19 protein-coding genes are annotated in these 20,843 nt (G+C 61.4%); 6 read left to right on the top strand and 13 right to left on the bottom strand.

The features are described from left to right. Positions 1 to 186: 186 nt before the first annotated feature. From CFBP4996_RS01800 to CFBP4996_RS01790, 3 genes are all read right to left on the bottom strand, one after another. Positions 187 to 426 carry a DUF4170 domain-containing protein gene (locus tag CFBP4996_RS01800; RefSeq protein WP_003521023.1) on the bottom strand — a complete coding sequence of 80 codons (240 nt, stop codon included), beginning with the start codon at positions 424 to 426 and terminating at the stop codon, positions 187 to 189. Between the two features lie 61 nt (positions 427 to 487). Continuing rightward, positions 488 to 1,294, bottom strand: coding sequence for a 3'(2'),5'-bisphosphate nucleotidase CysQ (locus tag CFBP4996_RS01795; protein ID WP_080852598.1), 807 nt, complete (start codon positions 1,292 to 1,294; stop codon positions 488 to 490). 93 nt (positions 1,295 to 1,387) lie between these two features. Further along, positions 1,388 to 2,734, bottom strand: coding sequence for a TldD/PmbA family protein (locus CFBP4996_RS01790; RefSeq protein ID WP_080853241.1), 1,347 nt, complete (start codon positions 2,732 to 2,734; stop codon positions 1,388 to 1,390). Positions 2,735 to 2,850: 116 nt separating this feature from the next. Between CFBP4996_RS01790 and CFBP4996_RS01785 the strand changes: the two genes are divergently transcribed. Beyond that, positions 2,851 to 4,680 (top strand): monovalent cation:proton antiporter-2 (CPA2) family protein, encoded by a 1,830-nt coding sequence (locus CFBP4996_RS01785; RefSeq protein ID WP_080852599.1) that lies wholly within the window; start codon positions 2,851 to 2,853, stop codon positions 4,678 to 4,680. 65 nt (positions 4,681 to 4,745) lie between these two features. Here CFBP4996_RS01785 and CFBP4996_RS01780 read toward each other — a convergent pair whose 3' ends face one another. The 3 genes from CFBP4996_RS01780 to CFBP4996_RS01770 form a co-directional block, all read right to left on the bottom strand. Then, a complete protein-coding gene (locus tag CFBP4996_RS01780) occupies positions 4,746 to 5,672 on the bottom strand; it encodes a patatin-like phospholipase family protein (RefSeq protein WP_080852600.1) in 927 nt (308 codons plus the stop codon). A gap of 188 nt (positions 5,673 to 5,860) precedes the next feature. Next, the gene (gene rsmD, locus CFBP4996_RS01775; protein WP_035259743.1) at positions 5,861 to 6,418 is read right to left on the bottom strand and encodes a 16S rRNA (guanine(966)-N(2))-methyltransferase RsmD; all 558 of its coding nucleotides are present in this window, start codon (positions 6,416 to 6,418) and stop codon (positions 5,861 to 5,863) included. Further along, positions 6,399 to 8,321, bottom strand: a complete 1,923-nt coding sequence (locus CFBP4996_RS01770) for a pseudouridine synthase (protein ID WP_080852601.1) — start codon at positions 8,319 to 8,321, stop codon at positions 6,399 to 6,401. The genes rsmD and CFBP4996_RS01770 overlap by 20 nt, the downstream gene beginning before the upstream one ends. A gap of 71 nt (positions 8,322 to 8,392) precedes the next feature. On the opposite strand from CFBP4996_RS01770, the gene CFBP4996_RS01765 reads away from it, so the two are divergent. After that, complete coding sequence (locus CFBP4996_RS01765) at positions 8,393 to 8,851, top strand: nucleoside deaminase (protein ID WP_059760756.1); 459 nt, start codon at positions 8,393 to 8,395, stop codon at positions 8,849 to 8,851. A gap of 50 nt (positions 8,852 to 8,901) precedes the next feature. Here the strand turns inward: CFBP4996_RS01765 and CFBP4996_RS01760 are convergent, their stop codons facing one another. From CFBP4996_RS01760 to CFBP4996_RS01740, 5 genes are all read right to left on the bottom strand, one after another. Continuing rightward, positions 8,902 to 9,546: a hypothetical protein gene (locus tag CFBP4996_RS01760; protein ID WP_162935925.1), complete on the bottom strand. Its 645-nt coding sequence runs from the start codon at positions 9,544 to 9,546 to the stop codon at positions 8,902 to 8,904. 201 nt (positions 9,547 to 9,747) lie between these two features. Beyond that, positions 9,748 to 12,603 carry an isoleucine--tRNA ligase gene (gene ileS, locus CFBP4996_RS01755; RefSeq protein ID WP_424243865.1) on the bottom strand — a complete coding sequence of 952 codons (2,856 nt, stop codon included), beginning with the start codon at positions 12,601 to 12,603 and terminating at the stop codon, positions 9,748 to 9,750. A 400-nt stretch (positions 12,604 to 13,003) separates the two neighbouring features. Continuing rightward, positions 13,004 to 13,984, bottom strand: a complete 981-nt coding sequence (locus CFBP4996_RS01750) for a bifunctional riboflavin kinase/FAD synthetase (protein ID WP_080852603.1) — start codon at positions 13,982 to 13,984, stop codon at positions 13,004 to 13,006. A gap of 47 nt (positions 13,985 to 14,031) precedes the next feature. Continuing rightward, a complete protein-coding gene (locus CFBP4996_RS01745; protein WP_080852604.1) occupies positions 14,032 to 14,880 on the bottom strand; it encodes a TIGR01459 family HAD-type hydrolase in 849 nt (282 codons plus the stop codon). A gap of 34 nt (positions 14,881 to 14,914) precedes the next feature. After that, entirely contained in the window at positions 14,915 to 15,106 is a 192-nt protein-coding gene (locus CFBP4996_RS01740) for a hypothetical protein (RefSeq protein WP_080852605.1), read from the bottom strand. A 142-nt stretch (positions 15,107 to 15,248) separates the two neighbouring features. Between CFBP4996_RS01740 and groES the strand changes: the two genes are divergently transcribed. The 4 genes from groES (at position 15,249) to CFBP4996_RS01720 (ending at position 18,959) form a co-directional block, all read left to right on the top strand. Then, positions 15,249 to 15,545: a co-chaperone GroES gene (gene groES / locus CFBP4996_RS01735; protein WP_004440196.1), complete on the top strand. Its 297-nt coding sequence runs from the start codon at positions 15,249 to 15,251 to the stop codon at positions 15,543 to 15,545. Between the two features lie 74 nt (positions 15,546 to 15,619). After that, the gene (gene groL / locus CFBP4996_RS01730; protein ID WP_063947704.1) at positions 15,620 to 17,254 is read left to right on the top strand and encodes a chaperonin GroEL; all 1,635 of its coding nucleotides are present in this window, start codon (positions 15,620 to 15,622) and stop codon (positions 17,252 to 17,254) included. A 672-nt stretch (positions 17,255 to 17,926) separates the two neighbouring features. Beyond that, entirely contained in the window at positions 17,927 to 18,361 is a 435-nt protein-coding gene (locus CFBP4996_RS01725; RefSeq protein WP_035236127.1) for a hypothetical protein, read from the top strand. 151 nt (positions 18,362 to 18,512) lie between these two features. Next, on the top strand, positions 18,513 to 18,959 hold the full coding sequence (locus tag CFBP4996_RS01720; protein WP_003519535.1) for a DoxX family protein: 447 nt from the start codon (positions 18,513 to 18,515) through the stop codon (positions 18,957 to 18,959). Positions 18,960 to 19,023: 64 nt separating this feature from the next. Here CFBP4996_RS01720 and hisG read toward each other — a convergent pair whose 3' ends face one another. Together hisG and CFBP4996_RS01710 are read right to left on the bottom strand one after the other, a co-directional pair. Further along, a complete protein-coding gene (hisG, locus tag CFBP4996_RS01715) occupies positions 19,024 to 19,716 on the bottom strand; it encodes an ATP phosphoribosyltransferase (protein WP_020812640.1) in 693 nt (230 codons plus the stop codon). Then, positions 19,713 to 20,840 carry an ATP phosphoribosyltransferase regulatory subunit gene (locus tag CFBP4996_RS01710; protein ID WP_080852606.1) on the bottom strand — a complete coding sequence of 376 codons (1,128 nt, stop codon included), beginning with the start codon at positions 20,838 to 20,840 and terminating at the stop codon, positions 19,713 to 19,715. Before CFBP4996_RS01710 ends, hisG begins: the two co-directional genes overlap by 4 nt. Between the last annotated feature and the right edge of the window lie 3 nt (positions 20,841 to 20,843).

Here is a 20,843-nt window from a genome sequence, read left to right as displayed (position 1 = left end):
GCCCTTCCCCTGTTTTTGGTTGTTATCGCCGCCTACTTCTTCTCAAATTGCGTCATTTTTTGTCATCGGAAACGAAAGCGCGATCACATTTTCTCGCCCCGGTATTCCCGGCCTGCGCCGCTCGCGCAGGAATCACGGGAAAACTCGCTTTCACCCAATAGTATTACAACGCAAGGGCAAAAGGACTCAAATTTTGTCGTCCGGATTGAGAAGACGGTGCATATGCACGATAAAATAACGCATATGGGCGTTATCGACAGTCATCTGCGCCTTGGACTTCCATGCGGTGAGCGCGGAAGCATAGTCCGGATAGATACCGACGATATCGAGCGCCTTCAAATCCCGGAACTGAACATCCTGAAGGTTTTCCAGTTCGCCGCCGAATACGAGGTGCAGCAGCTGTTTCTGTTTGCCAGATTCCGTCATGTCTTTGTCTCTTTCTTAAACTCTGAGAGAGGCATTCATCTGCGGGATTTCCCGGCAAACGTCAACTGTCAGACAGATGTGAAAACGCTTTCAAAAGTGCAGGCAGCGCATAATCTGCTGCGGCGCACAATGCGGGGTGGTTCACCTGCTGGCGATTATACATCAGAGGTTTTCCATCGAGCCCGACCAGCCGGCCGCCGGCCTTCTCCAGAATGAGGTCGGCGGCGGCGAGATCCCACTCGTGCGAGTTCGCCTTGACCAGCGTTCCGTCGATACGGCCATCCGCTACCATGGCCAGCCGGTAGGCGAGCGAAGGCACGTGCGGAATGCGCTTGACGCCGCCCCGCACCTCTTCCGGCAGATGCGCGATCACGTCTTCGGGCGCCGCCAGATGGAAGATGCCGGCGTTTTCGCGCGCGGCAAAAACGGGCGCCCCGTTTTTCAGCGCTTCGCCGCCTTCAAATGCGGTGAACTCCTCAGCAAGCGCCGGGGCGACAAGGGCCGCGACCACCGGCCGGCCCTCATGCACCACCGCGACGCTGACGCACCAGGTATCCCGGCCGCCGATGAAGGCGCGGGTGCCATCGATGGGGTCGACGACGAAGACGGTGGAACGGGAAAGCCTGTCCGTATCGTCATCCGTCTCTTCGGAAAGCCAGCCGTAATCCGGCCGGGCGGAGCGCAGGATGGTTTCGAGGATTTCATTGGCGGCGTAGTCTGCCGCGCTGACTGGCGAAAGCCCGCCATTCTTCCACCAGACCTCGGGATCCTTGCGGAAGAAACTAAGGGCCGTCTCGCCCGCCTTGCGGGCGGCTTCGAGGACCAGCCTCAGATCGGAGGCCCAGCGGGCCTCAGCCATATCGTTCATTTTGCCGTCTTTTCCGCGCGCCTCACACGGCGCGCCCGTTTTTCTCTTCGCACTTGCACACAAAGTGCCGGCGAAAACAACCCGCAGGCCGTCTCACTTGCCCGCGATCGTCATGCCTTCGATGGCGAGCGTCGGGGCGGCGATGCCGTATTTGCGGTCGATATCGTTAGCCGGCGTGACCCGCATGAACATGTCCTTCAGGTTCGAGGCGATGGTGACCTCGGAAACCGCGAAGGTCTTTTCACCATTCTCGATCCAGAAACCGCTCGCCCCGCAGCTATATTCACCCGTGATCATATTGGCGCCGTGGCCGATCAGCTCGGTGACGTAGAAGCCGGTTCCGACCTGTCTCAGCAGGTCATCCGGCGAGAGATCGCCCGGCTCCAGCGCCAGATTGGTGGAAGCCGGCGAAACCGCCGTGCCGCCACGCACGCCGCGACCGTTGGTTTCAAGGCCGAGTTCCCGCGCCGCCGAGGTGGACAGGAACCAGTGCTTGAGAACACCGTCCTCGATCATCGTCATCTTCTCGCCGCGCACGCCCTCGCCATCGAAGGGACGCGAGGACGGGCCGCGCACGATCTGAGGATCGTCGGTGAGATAAAGGCCCTTTTTCAGAACCTGCTGGCCCATTTTATCGCGCAGGAAGCTGGTCTTGCGGGCAACCGAAGCGCCGTTGATGGCGCCGGCAATCGCACCGACAAAACCGCGGGCGATGCGGGGATCGAAGACCACGGTGATGTTGCTGCCGGTATCGACCTGACGCGGGCCGACACGGCGCACCACTTTTTCACCGGCGCGACGGCCGATTTCTTCGGCGGCATCGAGATCGGCATAATAAAGGCGGCTGTCGAAATCGTAGTCGCGCTCCATCTTCGTGCCTTCGCCGGCGATGACGCTGACGGAGCGGCTGAAGCGGCTGCCCATATAGCTGCCGGAAAAACCGTGCGAGGTGGCAAGCACGAGGCCGCCCATGCCGCTCGATGCGCCGGCGCCGGAGGAATTGCTGACGCCCTTGACGGCCAGCGCCGCCTCTTCCGAAGCAAGGGCCGCCTCACGTAGCTGATCCGCCGATACTTCCGTCGCATCGAAAAGCTGAAGATCGTCATAGGAAGTGGCCAGCCGTTCCTGGTCCGCAAGGCAGGCAAAGGGGTCTTCCGGCGAAACCTTCGCCATGGCCACGGCCCGCTCCGCCAAGGTCTTCAGGTCGAAACCCGGATTAGCCGAAACGCTCGCCACCCGGCGGCCAACGAAGACGCGCAGGGAAAAATCGTCGCTTTCGGAGGATTCGGTGCTTTCCACCTTGCCGAGCCGTACGCCGACCGATTGCGAGCGGGAGCGGACGACAACGGCATCCGCCTCATCCGCACCGGCGGCTCGGGCAAGATCGACAAGCTGGCTGGCGCGATCGAGAAGTTTGGAAGAATCTATTTCTGAGGACATGAGTTGGCCTTTCATTCCTGTTCCATTTATTGTGCCAGCAACCCCGCATCAAGGGCGAAACGCCGGTTTCTCCATTCGGACGGTATTGTCGCCACCCTATTCGAAAGTCCGCCCGCATGACCGAGCACGACGCTCTCTTTTCCGAACCCCTGCTGCTTCTGGCCGGCGCGGTCATCGCGGCCTCGGTTTTCCGCAAGCTCGGGCTTGGCACCGTGCTCGGTTATCTGGTGGCGGGCATCATCATCGGGCCGTTCCTGCATCTGGTCACAGATGCGAAGGACATCTTCAACGTCTCGGAACTGGGCGTGGTTTTCCTGCTCTTCATCATCGGTCTCGAACTGAAGCCGTCGCGCATCTGGCAGATGCGGCGCGATATTTTAGGGCTGGGGATGGCGCAGGTGCTGGTGACGGGCAGCGTGCTGGCGGCGATTGCCTGGTGGGCAGGGCTGATCGACTGGCGCGGCAGCCTCGTCGCCGGTTTCGGCCTTGCGCTTTCCTCCACCGCCTTTGCGCTGCAAATCCTTGCCGATGACGGCGACATGAACACCCGGCACGGCAACCGGTCCTTTTCGATCCTGCTGTTTCAGGACCTCGCCATCGTGCCGCTTCTTGCTCTCGTCACCATTCTTTCCAACCGGCCGGATGTGCCGACGGATTCGATGGTGTCCGATCTCATCGCCTCCGTCGTTGCCGTGGCCGGCATGGTGCTGGCCGGGCGGTATCTTCTGACGCCGATGTTCCAGATCATCGCCCGCACTGGTGCGAGGGAGGTGATGATCGCCGCCGCCCTCTTCGTCGTCATCGGCGCCGCCGCCATCATGGAGGCGGTGGGCTTGTCGATGGGCATGGGGGCGCTGCTGGCGGGGCTGATGCTGTCGGAATCCTCCTACCGGCATGAGCTGGAAGCCGATATCGAGCCGTTTCGCGGCCTGTTTCTGGCGCTGTTCTTCATGGCAGTCGGCATGTCGCTGCATATCCATATCGTCTATGAGCATATTCTGCTCATCCTGATCGCCGTGCCGGCGATGATGGCGGTGAAGGCGGCGCTGATCTATGGCCTCTGCCGCATCGCCGGCTCGTCGCGTTATGCATCGAGCCGCATCGCGCTGCTTCTGGCGCAGGGCGGCGAATTCGGCTTCGTGCTCTTCACCACCGCTGCCGCCTCCGGGCTGTTTCCGCAGGCGACGGCCTCGATCCTCGTTGCCGTCGTCACGCTTTCCATGGCGCTGACGCCGCTTCTGGCGGTGATTTCACGCCGGCTGACGGCGGAGGATGCGGAAGAGGACAAACTGGAAGAGGATTTCGACGGGGCGGGCGCGGATGTGCTGATGATCGGCTTTTCCCGCTTCGGCCAGATCGCCTCGCAGATCCTGCTCGCCGGCGGGCGCGACGTGACCGTCATCGATAGCTCGGCCGACCGCGTGCGCCAGGCCGCCCGTTTCGGCTTCCGCATCTTTTTCGGGGACGGCACCCGCAAGGACGTGCTGATCGCCGCCGGCATCGAGCGGGCCGATCTCGTTGCGGTCTGCACCCACAAGAAGGAGGTGACCGACCGCATCATCGATATGATCCAGTCGGAATTTCCGAGCGTGCGCATCTATGCCCGCTCCTATGACCGCGTGCATTCCCTCGACCTCAGGAAAAAGGGCGTGGAATATGAAATCCGCGAGACGCTGGAATCCGGCCTCCTGTTCGGCAGGCGCATTCTGGAGGGGCTGGATATGGACGGCGAAAGGGCGCTGGCGATTGCCGACGACATTCGCGAACGCGATGAGGAGCGGTTGCAGCTACAGGCCGTGGAAGGCCTCGCCGCCGGCCGGCAGATGCTGCACAACAAGCCGGTGCGCGAGGTGAAGCCCGAACCGCTGATGAAGCCGAAGACCAAGGCGGAAAAGTGGGAAGAAGAAGAGGATGCGGAGGACAGCGAGACGGAAGTTTCGCTTTGAGACGAGTTAAAATACTGACTGGGAGCGCACCGCTTGTTCCATAGTGTACACTCAAGCGGTACCGCTCACGCCTCCACGCCCTGCCCGCGATGAAACAGTTCCACCTGCATGTCGATCTGCCGTTTCAGATCGTCCTTGATGCCGGCCGATGCGCTCAGCACCTCTTCGGACTTCAGGAAATCCAGCACACCGAAACGGTGCACCGGCGGGCGTAGGAAAATATGCGGCGGGCGTAACCTCAGTTTCAGGGCAATCGCCGCCTGCATCATCAGCTGGCTGGCGCCGAACAGGCTGTCCAGCCGGTTCGGCATGGTGGTTCCGTCGCCTTCCGGACCGCCGACGACATCGACGCCGATGACGATATCGGCGTGGTCCAGCAGATGCTCATAGGGCACCGGATTAAAAATGCCGCCGTCGATCATGATGCGGCCATCGATACGCACCGGCATGAACAATGCGGGAATGGCGGCAGATGCGGCCAGCGCCTGGATGATCTCGCCGCGTTCCACCACCACTTCGGTCTGGGCGTAATAATCCGTGGCTATCACTTTGAGCGGAATGGCAAGCTCGGAAAAATCCTTCGGCAGAGCCTGCGGCATCAAGGCGTGCAGGATGAGTTCGAGGTTGAACTGCCCGAGGCGAAAACCGTCCACCGCATGGCGCATCGATGCCGGGCCGAGGCTCCAGAGCCGGTTGGCGACCGAGCCTTTTCGTCCCATCAGTTCAAGCGTGTATTCACGGATTTCCCGGCCGGTCATGCCGGCCGCCATGCCCGCGCCGATGATGGAGCCGATGGACGAACCGGAAATCGCAACAGGTCGGATGCCGAGTTCGTCCAGCGCCTCGATGACGTTGATGTGGCAGATGCCGCGTGCGCCGCCGCCGCCGAGCGCCAGCCCGAAAGTCGGCTCATGGCCGCCCGCGCCGTCACCTTCGAGAACCTCTTCCCCGGCGCGGACGATCGTTATGCTCTCGTTTACACCCTGCTCCATGCGAATACCCAAATTCTTTCCACGGCAAAGACTCTGCCTATTGCGCAAACAAGACAAGACCGTGGCGTGACGGGAAGGTGTTCCTGTTAGAGCGTTTTCGCTTTTCTTCGAATCGCGAAAACACTCTAACTCTTTGTTATGTCGCATTTCCGGACGGAAAACCGGGCTCCACTTTTCCTGAAAATGCTTTAGGGCTCGTAACGGTAGAAATGCATTTTCGTATCGCCGAAGATGCGGCTTTCGAGCGGTTTGAAAACCGGATCGACCTTGACCGTCACATCGCCGCGCTCTTCGAGAATGGCGAGCGCGCCGGGGTTCAGCCAGCCGCCGCCATGGGCGGCCGCGAAAGCCTTCTCACCATGACCGTAGCCATAGGGCGGATCGGCGAAGAGAAGATCGAAGGGCTCGATATTGTTGACGCCGCCGAGCTTGGTGGCGTCACGCCGCAGGATACGGGCGCGGCCATGCAGACCCAGCGCATCGATATTTTCCCAGAGCAGCCCCCTGCCCTCCACGCCGTTTTCGACGAAGAGCGCGACGCGACAGCCGCGCGAAAGCGCCTCCAGACCGACCGCACCGGTTCCGGCGAAAACATCCAGAACGCGCGTGCCATCCAGACTTTCCGGATAGGCATGGCTCAGAATATTGAAGAGGCTTTCCCGCGTCCTGTCGATGGTCGGACGAATGGAATTCGATTTCGGCGCGGCCAGACTCCGGCCGCGGAACTCACCGCCTACGATCCGCATTACGTGTCATTCCCCTGCCTCCAGAAGGTTTGCCACCCGGGCCTTTGCCGCCCGGCTTGCCGCCGCCGGGACCACCGGGGCCTTTGCTCTTGCCTGAGAAACCCGAGCGTTCGCCACGCTCGCCCGATTTTCCGAAAGATGGCTTGCCGAATCCGGGTTTACCGGCCGGCTTGCCGCCACGGGGCTTGTCTCCCGCCGGGCGCTCGCCGCGTGGGCGGTCACCGTCTTCACGGGGCCTGTCGCGGAACGGACGATCACCGAAAGGTTTTTCGCCACGTGGGCGGTCGCTGCGCGGGCGGTCACCCTCTTCGCGCGGCTTGTCACGGAACGGACGGTCGCCGAAAGGTTTGCCGCCGCGTGCCGGGCGGTCACCGAAGCTCTTTTCGCCGCGCGGACGGTCGCCACGCGGGCGATCACCTTCTTCACGCGGCTTGTCGCGGAATGGCCGGTCGCCGAACGGCTTTCCGCTACGTCCACCGCGATCACCAAAACTCTTTTCGCCACGCGGACGGTCGCCGCGTCCGCGACCACCTTCTTCTTCGCGGGGGGAATCCGAACGGATCCACTCGCCCTCGGCATCCGCATGCCGCACGACGTTGCGCCGCGCTTCGTCTTGGGCGGAAGGCTTCTTGAAGAGGTTTTCGGCTTCCGCGCGGGCGGAAGACTTGCGCTCCTTGCCGTCACGGGTGGGCCTCGCACCGGGCGCCATCCAGACATTGGCCGTGCGGCTGGTGCCGGCAGCCTGGCGTGGGCGGCGGTCGTCGCCTTCATCCTCGCTGCGGCCCTTGGCGCCAAATTTCCCGGCGGGCTTGGAGCCGAACTTGCCGGCAGGCTTGTCGCCGCGCTTGGTGTCGAGCCTTCCGAGCGCCTTTTCACGACGGTCCTCGGACTTGCCACTCTTTTCGAAGCGCGGCTTGCCTTCCGGCGCATCGCTCTTCGCCCATTCGGATTTTACGGGCCGCTTCGGCGCGTCGTCTTCTTCATCCTCAACGGGCGCATTGTAGATCGGCGCGTCAAAATTCGCGCCGGCCTGTTCGATCAGACGCGGGCCGAGCTGGTCGCGCAGCATACGGCCGCGCACTTCCAGCACCTTGCCTTCAGCGAGATCGCCGAGCTGGAACGGACCGTAGGAAACGCGGATCAGGCGGTTGACCTCGAGACCGAGCGCGCCGAGCACGTTCTTGATTTCGCGGTTCTTGCCTTCACGCAGGCCCATGCTGATCCAGACATTGTGGCCCTGGGTGCGGTCGAGCGTGGCATCGATTGCGCCGTAGAGCACGCCGTCGACGGCAATGCCTTCCTTCAGCTTGTCGAGCGCTGCCTGATCGACCTCGCCATGGGCGCGCACGCGGTAGCGGCGCAGCCAGCCGGTGGTCGGCAGTTCCAGCACGCGGGAAAGTCCACCATCGTTGGTGAGCAGCAGCAGGCCTTCGGTATTGATATCGAGGCGGCCAATGGACAGAACGCGCGGCAGTTCACCGGGCAGATTGTCGAAAACGGTCGGGCGGCCTTCCGGGTCGGAATTGGTCGTCACCAGACCGGCGGGCTTGTGGTAAAGCCACAGGCGCGTGCGCTCGGCGCCGCGAATCGGCATGCCGTCAACTTCGATCTTGTCGGACAGCGTGGCGTTCACCACCGGCGTATCCAGCTTGACGCCGTTCAGCGACACGCGGCCTTCCATGATCATGCGCTCGACATCGCGGCGCGAGGCGACGCCTGCGCGCGCCATGATCTTGGAAATGCGCTCGGGCTTGGAAGCGCCAACGGTTTCCGGCACCGCGGCGGCCTTTGCCTCGGTCGGTTTCTTTTCGCGCTCTGCGGCGGGCTTGCCGGGGCCTTTCGGCTTCCTGTCGCGGCTAAATGTCTTGCCGCCGTCACGCTTCGGCTTGTCTTTAAAAGTCATTTGCTGTTTGCCTGTTGTTTGGGCTGTCCTATCAGGTCCAAGCACAAGGGTTAAGAGGAAATTGAAACGCAATGGCCGAAAGGACGCATTTCATGGAGCTGGCGCTTTCGGAGGCCCGTGCCGCGGCTAAGCGGCAGGAGGTTCCGATCGGCGCGGTATTGGTTATGGACGGCCGCGTCATCGCCCGTTCCGGCAACCGCACCCGTGAATTGAACGATGTGACGGCTCACGCCGAAATCGCCGTGATCCGCATGGCCTGCGAAGCGCTGGAGCAGGAACGCCTGCCCGGCGCCGATCTCTACGTGACACTGGAGCCCTGCACCATGTGCGCGGCGGCGATTTCATTCGCCCGTATCCGCCGACTCTATTACGGCGCGCGAGACCCGAAGGGCGGCGCAGTGGAGAGTGGCGTGCGTTTCTTCAGCCAACCGACATGCCACCATGCGCCGGATGTCTATTCGGGACTGGCGGAAAGCGAAAGTGCGGAGATCCTGCGGCAATTTTTTCGCGAGAAACGTCTCGACGATTGAGCGACCGGCGGGAGGCGCAAGCTTTCCCGCGGGCCATCAGCCATTCGTTATTACTGGAAGGGATTCCACCAGCTCTTGCCGGTATTTGCCACGGCCGCTTCTTTCTTGCGGCGCTTTTCCTTCTTCTGCTCCGGTTCGCCGAGATCGGTCAGCTGATCCTGCGGAACGCTGCGATATTCAGCCGGCGGATCGGTGAGGAACTTGCGCTGGGCGTTGACGACGGAACCGCCCTGGGCATCGGCCTTGGCCTTGCGGAAGGCTTCCCATTTCTGGGTTTCGGTCATCTGGCCGGCCGTGCCGTTGCCGGCGAGCAGCGGCGAACGATAATGCGGGTTGTTCTTGTTGGCGTCCGCCTCTTCGCGCAGGCGTTCGCGGGTTTCTTCCGGCGATTCGACCCATTGCGGATTGTTTTCACGGCTCGCCATGTTCTGCTGCGGCGTGGCCAGCTGTTCGGCACGGGCCTGGGCGGGAACGACGAGGCCCGGGCGGGGGCTGTATTTCAGGTTACGCTTTTCCTGGTCATTGCCGGTGATCGAGGTCGCGTTGCCAAGATCGTCGACAAGCTGTTCCGCCGCCGTCTTGCCCGTGCCGTAGGTCGGGCTCGTGCACGCGCCGAGCAACACGCCTATCGTCGTGATGCCAACAACCGTGCGAAACATGCCCAAACCCTGCGCATTACCCTGCATCGTCTTCATTGAAACCCTTCCAGCCGTCCGTCCCACTTCGCCAGACATCGTCTTTCGGCAGGCGGCAGCCCGCATTGCCGTGCAAATCCGGCCATTTTCAGGCAGGTGTACCGGATGAAGAGGCAAAGCGCAATTCATCCGGTCATTTTCATCGCACATCGGCCCGAAACCCGGAATCGGGTTTCGACAGGAACGATGCGCAGTTTCGGATCATCCGAGAGCTGCAAGCTCTCGCAGCGCGGCCGCATCGCGAGCGGAAACCTCCGGATAGGCCGGATCGGAACCGACATCGATGGTGATGCGCCAGGAACGGGCGCATTTTGCGCCTTCCGCCAGCTTCTGCTCGACCACGACCTTTGCCACTTCCGGCAGGCGGAAGCCATCTGCCGGGCCTTCATCGCCCACCACCGAGATGGCCGAGGTGATGCAGATTTCGGCGAAATCCTGCCCCTTCAGCGCCGCCAGAAGATCGGCGTCGGCGATGTGCACGACAGGGGCTGCCTCAAGCGAAGAGCCGATACGCTTTTCACGACGTTCCACTTCCAGCGCGCCGGTGACGACCGTGCGGACCTTGCGGATTTTTTCCCACTTCGCTTCCAGCGCATCGTTTTTCCATTCCGCCGGGATTTCCGGGAACTGGACGAGATGCACCGATTCCGCATCCGGGTAGCGCGAAAGCCACGCCTCTTCGGTGGTGAAGGGCAGCATGGGCGCGAGCCACGAGACGAGGCAATCGAACAGCTTCGCGATGACCGACAGGGCCGCCCGGCGCTTCAGCGACGACGGCGCGTCGCAATAAAGCGTGTCCTTGCGGATATCGAAATAGAAGGCCGAAAGCTCGACATTGGCGAAATCTACCAGCGCGCGGGCGATCTTCTTGAACTCGAACCCGTCATAGCCTTCACGCACGACACCATCCAGTTCGGACAGGCGGTGCAGCACCAGCTTTTCCAGCTCCGGCAGATCGTCATAGGCGATCTCCTCGCCCTTGTAATGGGCAAGGGTGCCGAGCATCCAGCGGATGGTGTTGCGCAGCTTGCGATAGGCATCGACATTGGTCTGGATGATGGCCTTGCCGAGGCGCTGGTCTTCCCAATAATCCGTGGTCATGACCCACAGGCGCAGGATATCCGCGCCGGCGTCCTTCATGACTTCCTGCGGCGAGACCACGTTGCCCTTGGACTTCGACATCTTCTCGCCCTTCTCATCCATGGTGAAACCATGGGTGACAACGGCGTTATAGGGCGCACGGCCGCGCGTCGCGCAGCTTTCGAGCAGCGACGAGTGGAACCAGCCGCGATGCTGGTCGGAACCTTCCAGATAGACATCCGCCGGCCATTTCATGTCCGGGCGGTCCTCCAGCGTGAAGGTGTGGGTGCAGCCGCTGTCGAACCACACGTCGAGAATGTCCATGACCTGCTGCCACCGGGCATGGTCGTGGTCATTGCCGAGGAAACGTTCCTTGGCGCCTTCGGCGAACCAGGCGTCCGCACCTTCGGCCTCGAAGGCCTCGAGGATGCGGGCGTTGACGGCCTCATCGATCAGGACTTCACCCTTCTCATCGGCGAAGACGGCGATCGGCACGCCCCAGCTGCGCTGGCGCGACAGGACCCAGTCGGGCCGGCCTTCGATCATGGCGCGCAGGCGGTTCTGGCCGGAAGCCGGAACGAAGCGGGTGTCGTCGATGGCGCTCAGCGAACGCGAACGCAGCGTCGTGCCGTCGCCCAGTTCCTTGTCCATATAGACGAACCATTGCGGCGTATTGCGGAAGATGACCGGCTTCTTGGAGCGCCAGCTATGCGGATAGCTGTGCTTCAGACGGCCGCGGGCAAACAAATTGTTTTCCGCGATCAGCGCCTTGATGACGCGGTCATTGGCATCGCCCTTCTTGCCGTTATCGTCCATGACGCGGGCAGCGCCGCCTTCGGCGGACGGGCCGAAACCGGGGGCATCTTCGGTGTAGAAACCGTCATCGCCAACCGGGAACGGGATGGCCGACGAAACGCCGCGCGCTTCCAGCTCACGCTGATGCGCGGTCCAGACGTCAAAGTCCTCGCGGCCGTGGCTCGGCGCGGTGTGCACGAAGCCCGTACCGGCATCGTCGGTGACGTGATCGCCTTCGAGAAGCGGAACCGGGAAATCGTAGCCGAGCGACGCCAAAGGATGGGCGCAGGTGATGGCGGCCAGCTCTTCGGTTTTCACGTCGCGAACGAGCTTGAAGGTCAGCTTCGCCTTGGCTGCGGCCTCATCGGCGAGCTTCTTGGCGAAGATCAGCTTTTCACCTGGCTGCGGACCGAAATCGTTCTGCGCGCTTTCGACTTCGTAGAGGCCATATTCGACCCGCGACGAAAACGCGATGGCGCGGTTGCCGGGGATGGTCCACGGCGTGGTCGTCCAGATGACGATAGAAACTTTTTCATTTGGCCAAGTGAGAGTGGCAGCTAGACGCCCCGCCATTTCTTCTGCGGATATTCCATGAACCTCAGCCTGTTTGGGTCTTGCAACACTGACAACCGGGAACTTCACCCAGATCATGTCGCTCTCGACATCGGCATATTCGACTTCGGCTTCCGCCAGCGCCGTGCGTTCGACCACCGACCACATGATCGGCTTCGAGCCGCGATAGAGCTGGCCGGTGCGGGCGATCTTCAGCAGTTCGCCGGCGATGCGGGCTTCGGCGTGGAAGTTCATCGTGGTGTAGGGGTTTTCAAAGTCGCCCTCGATGCCGAGGCGCTTGAACTCTTCTGACTGAACCTTGATCCAGCCGGCCGCGAAGTCACGGCATTCCTTGCGGAATTCGTTGACCGGAACCTCGTCCTTGTTCTTGCCCCTGGCGCGATAGGCTTCCTCGATCTTCCATTCGATCGGCAGGCCGTGGCAGTCCCAGCCGGGAACGTAATTGGCGTCGTAACCGCGCATCTGGAACGAGCGGGTGATGACGTCTTTCAGGATCTTGTTCAGCGCATGGCCGATATGGATGTTGCCGTTGGCATAGGGCGGGCCGTCATGCAGCACGAATTTTTCGCGGCCGGCGGCGGAGGCGCGCAGGCGTTTGTAGAGGCCCATTTCCTGCCAGCGCTTCACCGTTTCCGGTTCCTTCTGCGGCAGGCCGGCGCGCATCGGAAAATCCGTCTGCGGCAGATAGAGGGTGGCGGAGTAATCCAGTTTTTCTGCGGTGTCGCTCATAATCGTACCGTTGTTGCGCGCCGTGTCGGTCGCGCCGTCTCAATTTCAAAGAGGGCAAATACGGAAAGCGCCATGACCAAAGTCATGACAAGCGCCAAAATCCCGGACCTTCCGGCTCGTCAGAGCGGGCGGAAGGCCGGGCCAATAATTCGGCCAATCTGAGTTTTGAACATCAACCGGTATTGGGACATGGCCGGTTGTTTATGCGGTTTTCCGGCAAAAAGGAAGAGAAAAGCGACGGCAATATCGGCCGGAACAGAGGCTGACCGGCCTTACCCGGTCAGAACGCGATCCTGGCGTCCAGTTCGCTGAGCGGGCGCACGCCCGATAACATCGCCCTCGCCTCTTCTTCATCGCGCCTGATCTGGGCGACGAGCGGATCGAGACCGTCGAATTTCAGCTCGTCGCGCAGGTGCCCGAAGAAGGAGACCGAACAGACCTCGCCATAAAGATCGCCGGAAAAATCGAAGACGAATGTTTCGAGCAGCGCCGCACCGTTTTCGGTGACGGTCGGGCGGTAACCGAAGCTTGCCACGCCATCGCGGATCGAACCGTCCGGGCGGCGGAACCGCACGGCATAGATGCCCGCCTTCAGTTCCGTTTCCGGCGCCAGCGCCATGTTGGCGGTGGGATAACCCAGCGTGCGGCCGAGCTTCTGGCCACCGATGACTTCGCTTTCCACCGTGAAGCGATAACCGAGCAGGCCTGCGGCACCCGCCACATCGCCTTCGCACAGAAGCGAGCGGATCCGGCTGGAGGAGACGACATCCGCGCCCTCGTCGCGGAAGGCGTCCACCAGCGTCACGTCGAAGCCATGGCGTTTGCCGGCCTCCATCAGAAATGCCGGGCCGCCTTCGCGGCCTTTGCCGAAATGAAAATCGAAGCCGGTGACGACAGCGCTGGCGTGAAGCCAGTCGACCAGAATGGACTGGACGAACTCCTCCGCCGAGCGCTGCGAAAATTCCCGGTCGAAGGGATATTCGATGACGGAGCGGAAACCGATGGCCTCAAGAATGCGCGCCTTCAGCGGCGCGGGCGTGAGGCGAAAGACCGGCGTATCGGGACGGAAGACGGAACGGGGATGCGGCTCGAAGGTCAGCACCAGCGCGGGAACGCCGCGGGCTTCCGCCAGCTCCAGGGCACGATCCAGCACAGCCCGGTGGCCGCGATGCACGCCGTCGAAATTGCCGATGGCGATGACGCCGCCGCGAAGAGCTTCCGGCAGCGGCTCCTTTTTTTCATTGCGGTGAAAGACGGTCATGGCAATCGATCCATTCCTGCGCCAGCTATTCCTTAGGCAAGACGTCCTCAGGCGAGACGGGGCATCCACCAGCCGGGAGCAGCACCCTGCCCCTTGAGATAGGCGTTGAGAAGCGCCTCGTCCGTCTGGCCGTTCAGCGTATATTCGGCAGCGTGAATGCCGCCGCTGATATAAAGAAGGTTGAGACCGCTCGCAATCGCGCCCTTCACATCCGTCGGCATGCCGTCGCCGATGGCGAGCACGCGATCCTTGGCGAAGGCGCCGCGCACTTCTTTGGCCGCCGCAAGGCAGGCTTCATAGATCGGCGCATGCGGCTTGCCGGCAATGCGGACCTCGCCGCCGAGCTGTTCATAGTAAGCGGCCATGGCACCGGCGCAGGGAATGATGCGCTCGCCGCGCTCCACCACCAGATCGGGATTGGCGCAGATCATCGGCACGTTGCGGGCAATGAAGCCCTTGAGCATTTCGGTATAATCTTCGGGCGTTTCCGTCTCGTCGTCAAAGAAACCGGTGCAGACCACGGACTGCGCTTCCGCCTCGCCGACGCGCTCGACATCGAGACCGTCCAGCAGCGGCAGATCCCGCTCCGGGCCGAGCAGGAAGACTTTTTTCGGACCTTCCGCGATCAGGCCGCGGGTGACGTCACCGGACGTGATGATACGGTCATAGGCCTCATCCGGCACGCCGAGAACGCGAAGCTGGGCGATGACGCCGGGAGCGGGGCGCGGCGAATTGGTGATGAGCACCACCGTCTTGCCGGCCTTGCGCGCTTCCCGCAGCGCAACCGCCGCATCCGGAAAGGCGTTGACGCCATTGTGCAGCACGCCCCAGACATCCGAAAGAATAACGTCGAACCCAGCCGTAATTTCGCCGAGAGTGAGAATGCGATGGGCCATGAGATGCTTTCCGGATGCGAGAAGAGGGTGAGCGTCACATCGCAAAGCAGGACGCCGATGGCAAGGAAAAAAGCGCCGCCAGACCGGTCTTTGGCCCGCCTGACGCAGCATGAACACAAATGCCCCTTAGATGCGATGCGGCCGCAACGGGCAAAAAGAACGACGTCGCCGCGCGCATCCGCGCATGGGAAATTTCTGTCATGGAACGCTGATAACCATAAGCCATGAAATTTTTCAGACAGGGCGTTCTTGACTCCGGCAGAAGCCCTCCTTATCTCGGTTCCGCTGGCACTCGATAAAGGAGAGTGCTAACACCCATCAGGCGAGTTCCAAAAGCTCGCGCAGTCATTTGATCGAGGGATTAGACAATGACAAGCACCAATTTCCGCCCGCTTCACGATCGCGTCGTCGTTCGTCGCGTTGAGTCCGAAGAAAAGACCAAGGGCGGCATCATCATTCCCGATACCGCCAAGGAAAAGCCGCAGGAAGGCGAAATCGTCGCCGTCGGTTCCGGCGCACGTGACGAGGCCGGCAAGGTCGTCGCTCTCGACGTCAAGGTTGGCGATCGCGTTCTGTTCGGCAAGTGGTCGGGCACCGAAGTCAAGCTCAACGGCGAAGACCTTCTGATCATGAAGGAAGCCGACATCATGGGCATCATCGGCTGATTTCAGTCGACCCATCGTTTCCTTAAATTCCAAGCCGGACCCGATCCGGCCATTCGAAACCAGGAGTTTTGAAAATGGCAGCCAAAGAAGTAAAATTCGGCCGCACAGCACGCGAAAAGATGCTCAAGGGCGTCGACGTTCTTGCTGATGCAGTAAAGGTCACCCTCGGCCCGAAGGGTCGTAACGTCGTTATCGACAAGTCCTTCGGCGCTCCGCGCATCACCAAGGACGGCGTTTCCGTCGCCAAGGAAATCGAACTGGAAGACAAGTTCGAGAACATGGGCGCACAGCTCGTTCGCGAAGTTGCCTCCAAAACCAACGACATCGCCGGTGACGGCACCACCACCGCGACCGTTCTGGCCCAGGCCATCGTTCGCGAAGGTTCCAAGGCAGTTGCTGCCGGCATGAACCCGATGGACCTGAAGCGCGGTATCGATCTGGCCGTTGCTGAAGTCGTCAAGGACCTTCAGGCCAAGGCCAAGAAGATCAACACGTCTGAAGAAGTTGCGCAGGTCGGCACGATCTCCGCAAACGGCGAGCGTCAGATCGGTCTCGACATTGCTGAAGCAATGCAGAAGGTCGGCAACGAAGGCGTCATCACCGTTGAAGAAGCCAAGACCGCTGAAACCGAACTCGAAGTCGTCGAAGGCATGCAGTTCGACCGCGGCTACCTGTCGCCCTACTTCGTGACCAACCCGGAAAAGATGGTTGCGGACCTCGAAGACGCCTACATCCTTCTGCACGAAAAGAAGCTCTCGAACCTTCAGGCCATGCTGCCGGTTCTCGAAGCCGTCGTTCAGACCGGCAAGCCGCTCGTCATCATCGCTGAAGACGTCGAAGGCGAAGCCCTTGCAACGCTCGTCGTCAACAAGCTGCGTGGCGGCCTCAAGATCGCTGCCGTCAAGGCTCCTGGCTTCGGCGACCGCCGCAAGGCCATGCTGGAAGACATCGCCATCCTGACCGGTGGTACCGTCATTTCCGAAGACCTCGGCATCAAGCTCGAAAACGTTACCCTCGACATGCTCGGCAAGTCGAAGAAGGTTTCGATCTCCAAGGAAAACACCACGATCGTTGACGGCGCCGGCCAGAAGTCCGACATCGAAGGCCGTGTTGCCCAGATCAAGGCCCAGATCGAGGAAACCACCTCCGACTACGACCGCGAAAAGCTGCAGGAACGTCTTGCCAAGCTCGCTGGCGGCGTTGCCGTTATCCGCGTCGGCGGTTCGACGGAAGTCGAAGTGAAGGAAAAGAAGGACCGCATCGACGACGCTCTCAACGCGACGCGCGCTGCCGTTCAGGAAGGCATCGTACCGGGCGGCGGCGTTGCCCTGCTGCGTTCGTCCACGAAGATCACCGCAAAGGGTGAAAACGACGACCAGGAAGCCGGTATCAACATCATCCGCCGCGCTCTGCAGGCTCTGGTTCGCCAGATCGCAGACAACGCAGGTGACGAAGCTTCCATCGTTGTCGGCAAGATCCTCGAGAAGAACGAAGACAACTACGGCTACAACGCCCAGACCGGCGAATATGGCGACCTGATCCAGCTCGGCATCGTCGACCCGGTCAAGGTTGTTCGTACGGCTCTGCAGAACGCAGCTTCGGTTGCTTCGCTGCTGATCACCACCGAAGCCATGATCGCAGAGCTTCCGAAGAAGGACGCTCCGATGCCGGCAATGCCGGGCGGCGGCATGGGCGGCATGGACTTCTAATCAGTCCTGTCACCGGAATAAGGAAAGGGCGGTCTTCGGATCGCCCTTTTTCTTTGCCGCCCATGCCCTTTAAGGGGTCCGGCGTCGCAAGCGCGCCCGACGGGCGGCATGGACTTCTATTCAGTCCTGTCACCGGAATTAAGAAAGGGCGGTCTTCGGACTGCCCTTTTTCTTTGTCGTGCCTGTGTGATTGACGAAAAGCGGCGCATCTTATCCTCGCTCTTGCGAGAGATGCCTCATGAAATCAACAGGTTGCATAATTCTGAAGGCCGAAAGCGGAAAGGTTCGTGTATTGTCCCGTTTTGGAACAGGCATGATTTTATCCGGCTATTTTTTGCAGCCCTATGCAATAATGGGGCACATTCAAGAGCGAATCACCGCCCCATACGGGGCCGATTTCCACTCGGACCGGCTTATAAGTGCGCTATTTAGTTGTGCTTTTTCGCATGTCTCGCGATTTTGAAGAAGAAATACATAATATTTTTGATTTTCTCACTGGCTGGTTGTTGTAGGTAGGGGAAAATAAACTATAAGTCACCCCCCGTAAGGGTTCCGCGACGGGGCGGCCAGCATTGAAGGGGTTTCGATGCCTGGCAAACACGTTCGACTGCGGGTGGCGGTAAAGGTTCAACCTGGCAGTGGCGCTTGAAGTGGCGGCGCTGGCACGTGTTCATGCGGGGGCGCGATTTGTTTGAAATATCAAGACGCAACGATGCTCTGCCTGCGGCGGTAACAACCACGCCCGATCCCCGGACCCTGTCACATTTCTTCATGTCGGAGGAGTGGAGCAGCGATCTTTCCAGTGGCGTCATCCGGCTCGGCGAACACGCATCGTTCATGCACGGGCTGCCGCCGGGCGAGTGCGGATTGCTCAGCCTTGTCCGCTGTTACGACCGCGCTGACCACGCCCGCGTTCTGGAACTTTTCGAGCAGGTTTCCACCGCACCCTCACGTTTCTGTTTTTCAACCGGCCTCTCCATCTTGCCGGCGATGCGGCAGCCGGTCATCTGCATGGGTGAATCTTCCGGCTTCGAAGACGGCCAGCAAGGGCGCATATCAGGGCTTTTCCTGTTTCCGCGCTTTGAGGATATTCGCTTCGCCGCCTGAACATAGCGGGACAGACGCTCAGTACCGTTCACAAAATGAAGACGATTTGTCTTCTATTGTTCATCTTTATGGGCGGATGATTTTCGGTCATTGATATCTCCAGACATTGCAGTTCAACCGGCGACACGCCGACTATTTACCGGAGATATCCATGTCCAGCAGCCAGAACGTTCTCGTTCTCATCGCCCGTATTCTGCTTTCCTTCATCTTCATCACCTCGGGCTTCAGCAAGCTCGTCGATCCGGCCGGTACGGCCGGCATGATCACGGGTGCCGGCCTGCCCGCCGCAACCGCACTTGCCTATATTGCAGGCCTGTTCGAACTCGTTGCCGGTCTTGCCATTCTCGCTGGTTTCCAGACCAAAATCGCTGCCTGGGCGCTTGCCGTCTTCTGCGTCTTCACCGGTCTGGTGTTCCACAGCGGCACCGTTGCCGTTCCCGGCTGGCCTGAGCCGGCTCTTGGCTGGATCAACACGCTGAACGGCATCATGATGGTGAAGAACATCACCCTTGCCGGCGCTTACATCCTGCTTGCCGCCTTCGGCCCCGGCGCCTATTCCGTCGACGCTAAGCGTGGCGCGGCTGTGGCTCACGCCTGAGCCAGACAGATCGACCAATAAAAAAGCCGCCGGATCGCTCCGGCGGCTTTTTTGTTTTACGTCGTCAGACCGCAGCCCTGATGCGCGAGGCGATTTCCTGAACCGCCGCATCGCCCTCATGTTCCGGCTTGCGGGCACGCACGAAGCAGGCTTCCGACCGGACGATGATGCCGTCCGAGAGGATTTTCAGGTGGTTGGCCTTCAGCGTCGAGCCGGTCGAGGTGATATCGACGATGATATCCGCCTGCCCCGCCGCCGGCGCACCCTCGGTCGCGCCAAGGCTTTCGACGATGCGATAAAGCTGAATGCCGTGCTGGCGCGAAAAGAACTGCTGCGTCAGACGCCAATATTTGGTGGCGATGGCGAGCCTGCGGCCATGACGGGCGCGGAATTCCGAAGCGACATCGCCGAGATCAGCCATGCTGTCCACATCCAGCCAGATTTCAGGCACGGCGACCACGACGTCCGCATGGCCGAAACCGAGTCGGGCGCAGAACTCCACCTGTGCATCGGCATTGGTCAGCCCTTCGCGCACGAGGTCCTCTCCCGTCACGCCGAAATCCACGGTGCCGGCGCCGATTTCGCGGGCGATCTCGGAGGCCGAGAGATAGGCGATCTCGATATCGTCGCGCCCTTCAATGCGGCCGCGATAGGAGCGGTCATTGCCGACGGCCGCGACTTTCAGCCCGGCGCGTTCCAGAACAGCGGAGGCGTCTTCCTTCATCCGGCCCTTGGAGGGCAATGCGATGGTGATCATGGCTTGTCGCTCCCGCGCACCGTTTCGATGCGATCCAGCCAGAGCGAGAAGCCCACGGCCGGGATTTTTTCCTGTGCGCCGAGCAGGGTCAGCAGCCGGTCGAAACGGCCGCCGCCGGCCAGAACGCTGTCTCCGCCCGCTTCCACCACCTCGAAAACGAGGCCGGTGTAATAATCGAGCGGACGACCGAAGGCCGCGCCATAAGTGACGGTTTCGAGATCGACGCCGGCATTGGCAAGCGCTGCGACGCGTTTATCGAAAGCGGAAAGCGCGCTATCCAGTTTCAGTTTCGCCTTGGCGGCAAAATCCGCCAGAACCTGCGAGGCCTGCGGCAACGGCGCCTTCAGGGCCAGGAACTGTTTGAGCAGCGCGAAGCTTTCATCCGGCAGGCGCGTGGCGGCAAGCGCCAGTTTTTCCCGCAGGCGGCGGGCGATTTCCTGCGGCGCGCGGCTGGCATTGGTGGAATAGCCGGTTTCCTGCATCACCGTATCGAGATAATCGACCAGCACCGTCTCGTCGCCCGTTGCCAGAAGGCCGGCGACCCGGGCATCGAGGCCGGTCATCGGCTTGGGATGCACAAGGCTTTCCAGCAGCGCGTCGAGCTGCGCCATATCGCCGAATGCCTGCACCAGCCGCTTCTGCCAGCCGAGCGGCAGGCCAAGGGCGGCAACCACCGCCTCGAACACCTGCTGGTCGCCCAGCGTGACGGCAAGCGCCCGGCCCGGCAGCAGGCGCTGCAGAATGCCGGTGGCGTCAATGACGGCACGGGCATCGGCGGCGGCGATATCGGTATCGCCGAGATCCTCGATGCCGGCCTGATAAAACTCGTTCGCGCCCTCGCGGCGCTGGCGGAAGACTTCGCCGAGATAGGAATAACGCTTCGGCGTGCCGGTCGCCGTCTCGATATGGCGCAGACAGACCGGGATGGTGAATTCGGGGCGCAGACACAGGCTCTCGCCCGTTTCACTCTCGGTCATGAAGATACGGCGGCGCAAATCCTCGCCGGCCATATCCAGAAACGGTTCGGCGGGCTGGATGACGGGCGTGTTCACACGGCTCGTGCGGCGCGCGGCGAATTCTTCCAGTAGCTCTCCGGAAAATTCCGGCATGTCGATCAGGGGCATGGA

The organism is Agrobacterium leguminum (assembly GCF_005144435.2).
GTDB lineage: Bacteria > Pseudomonadota > Alphaproteobacteria > Rhizobiales > Rhizobiaceae > Agrobacterium > Agrobacterium leguminum.
Note: the sequence above shows the minus strand (reverse complement) of the source record. Positions and strands in the feature narration are given on the sequence as shown.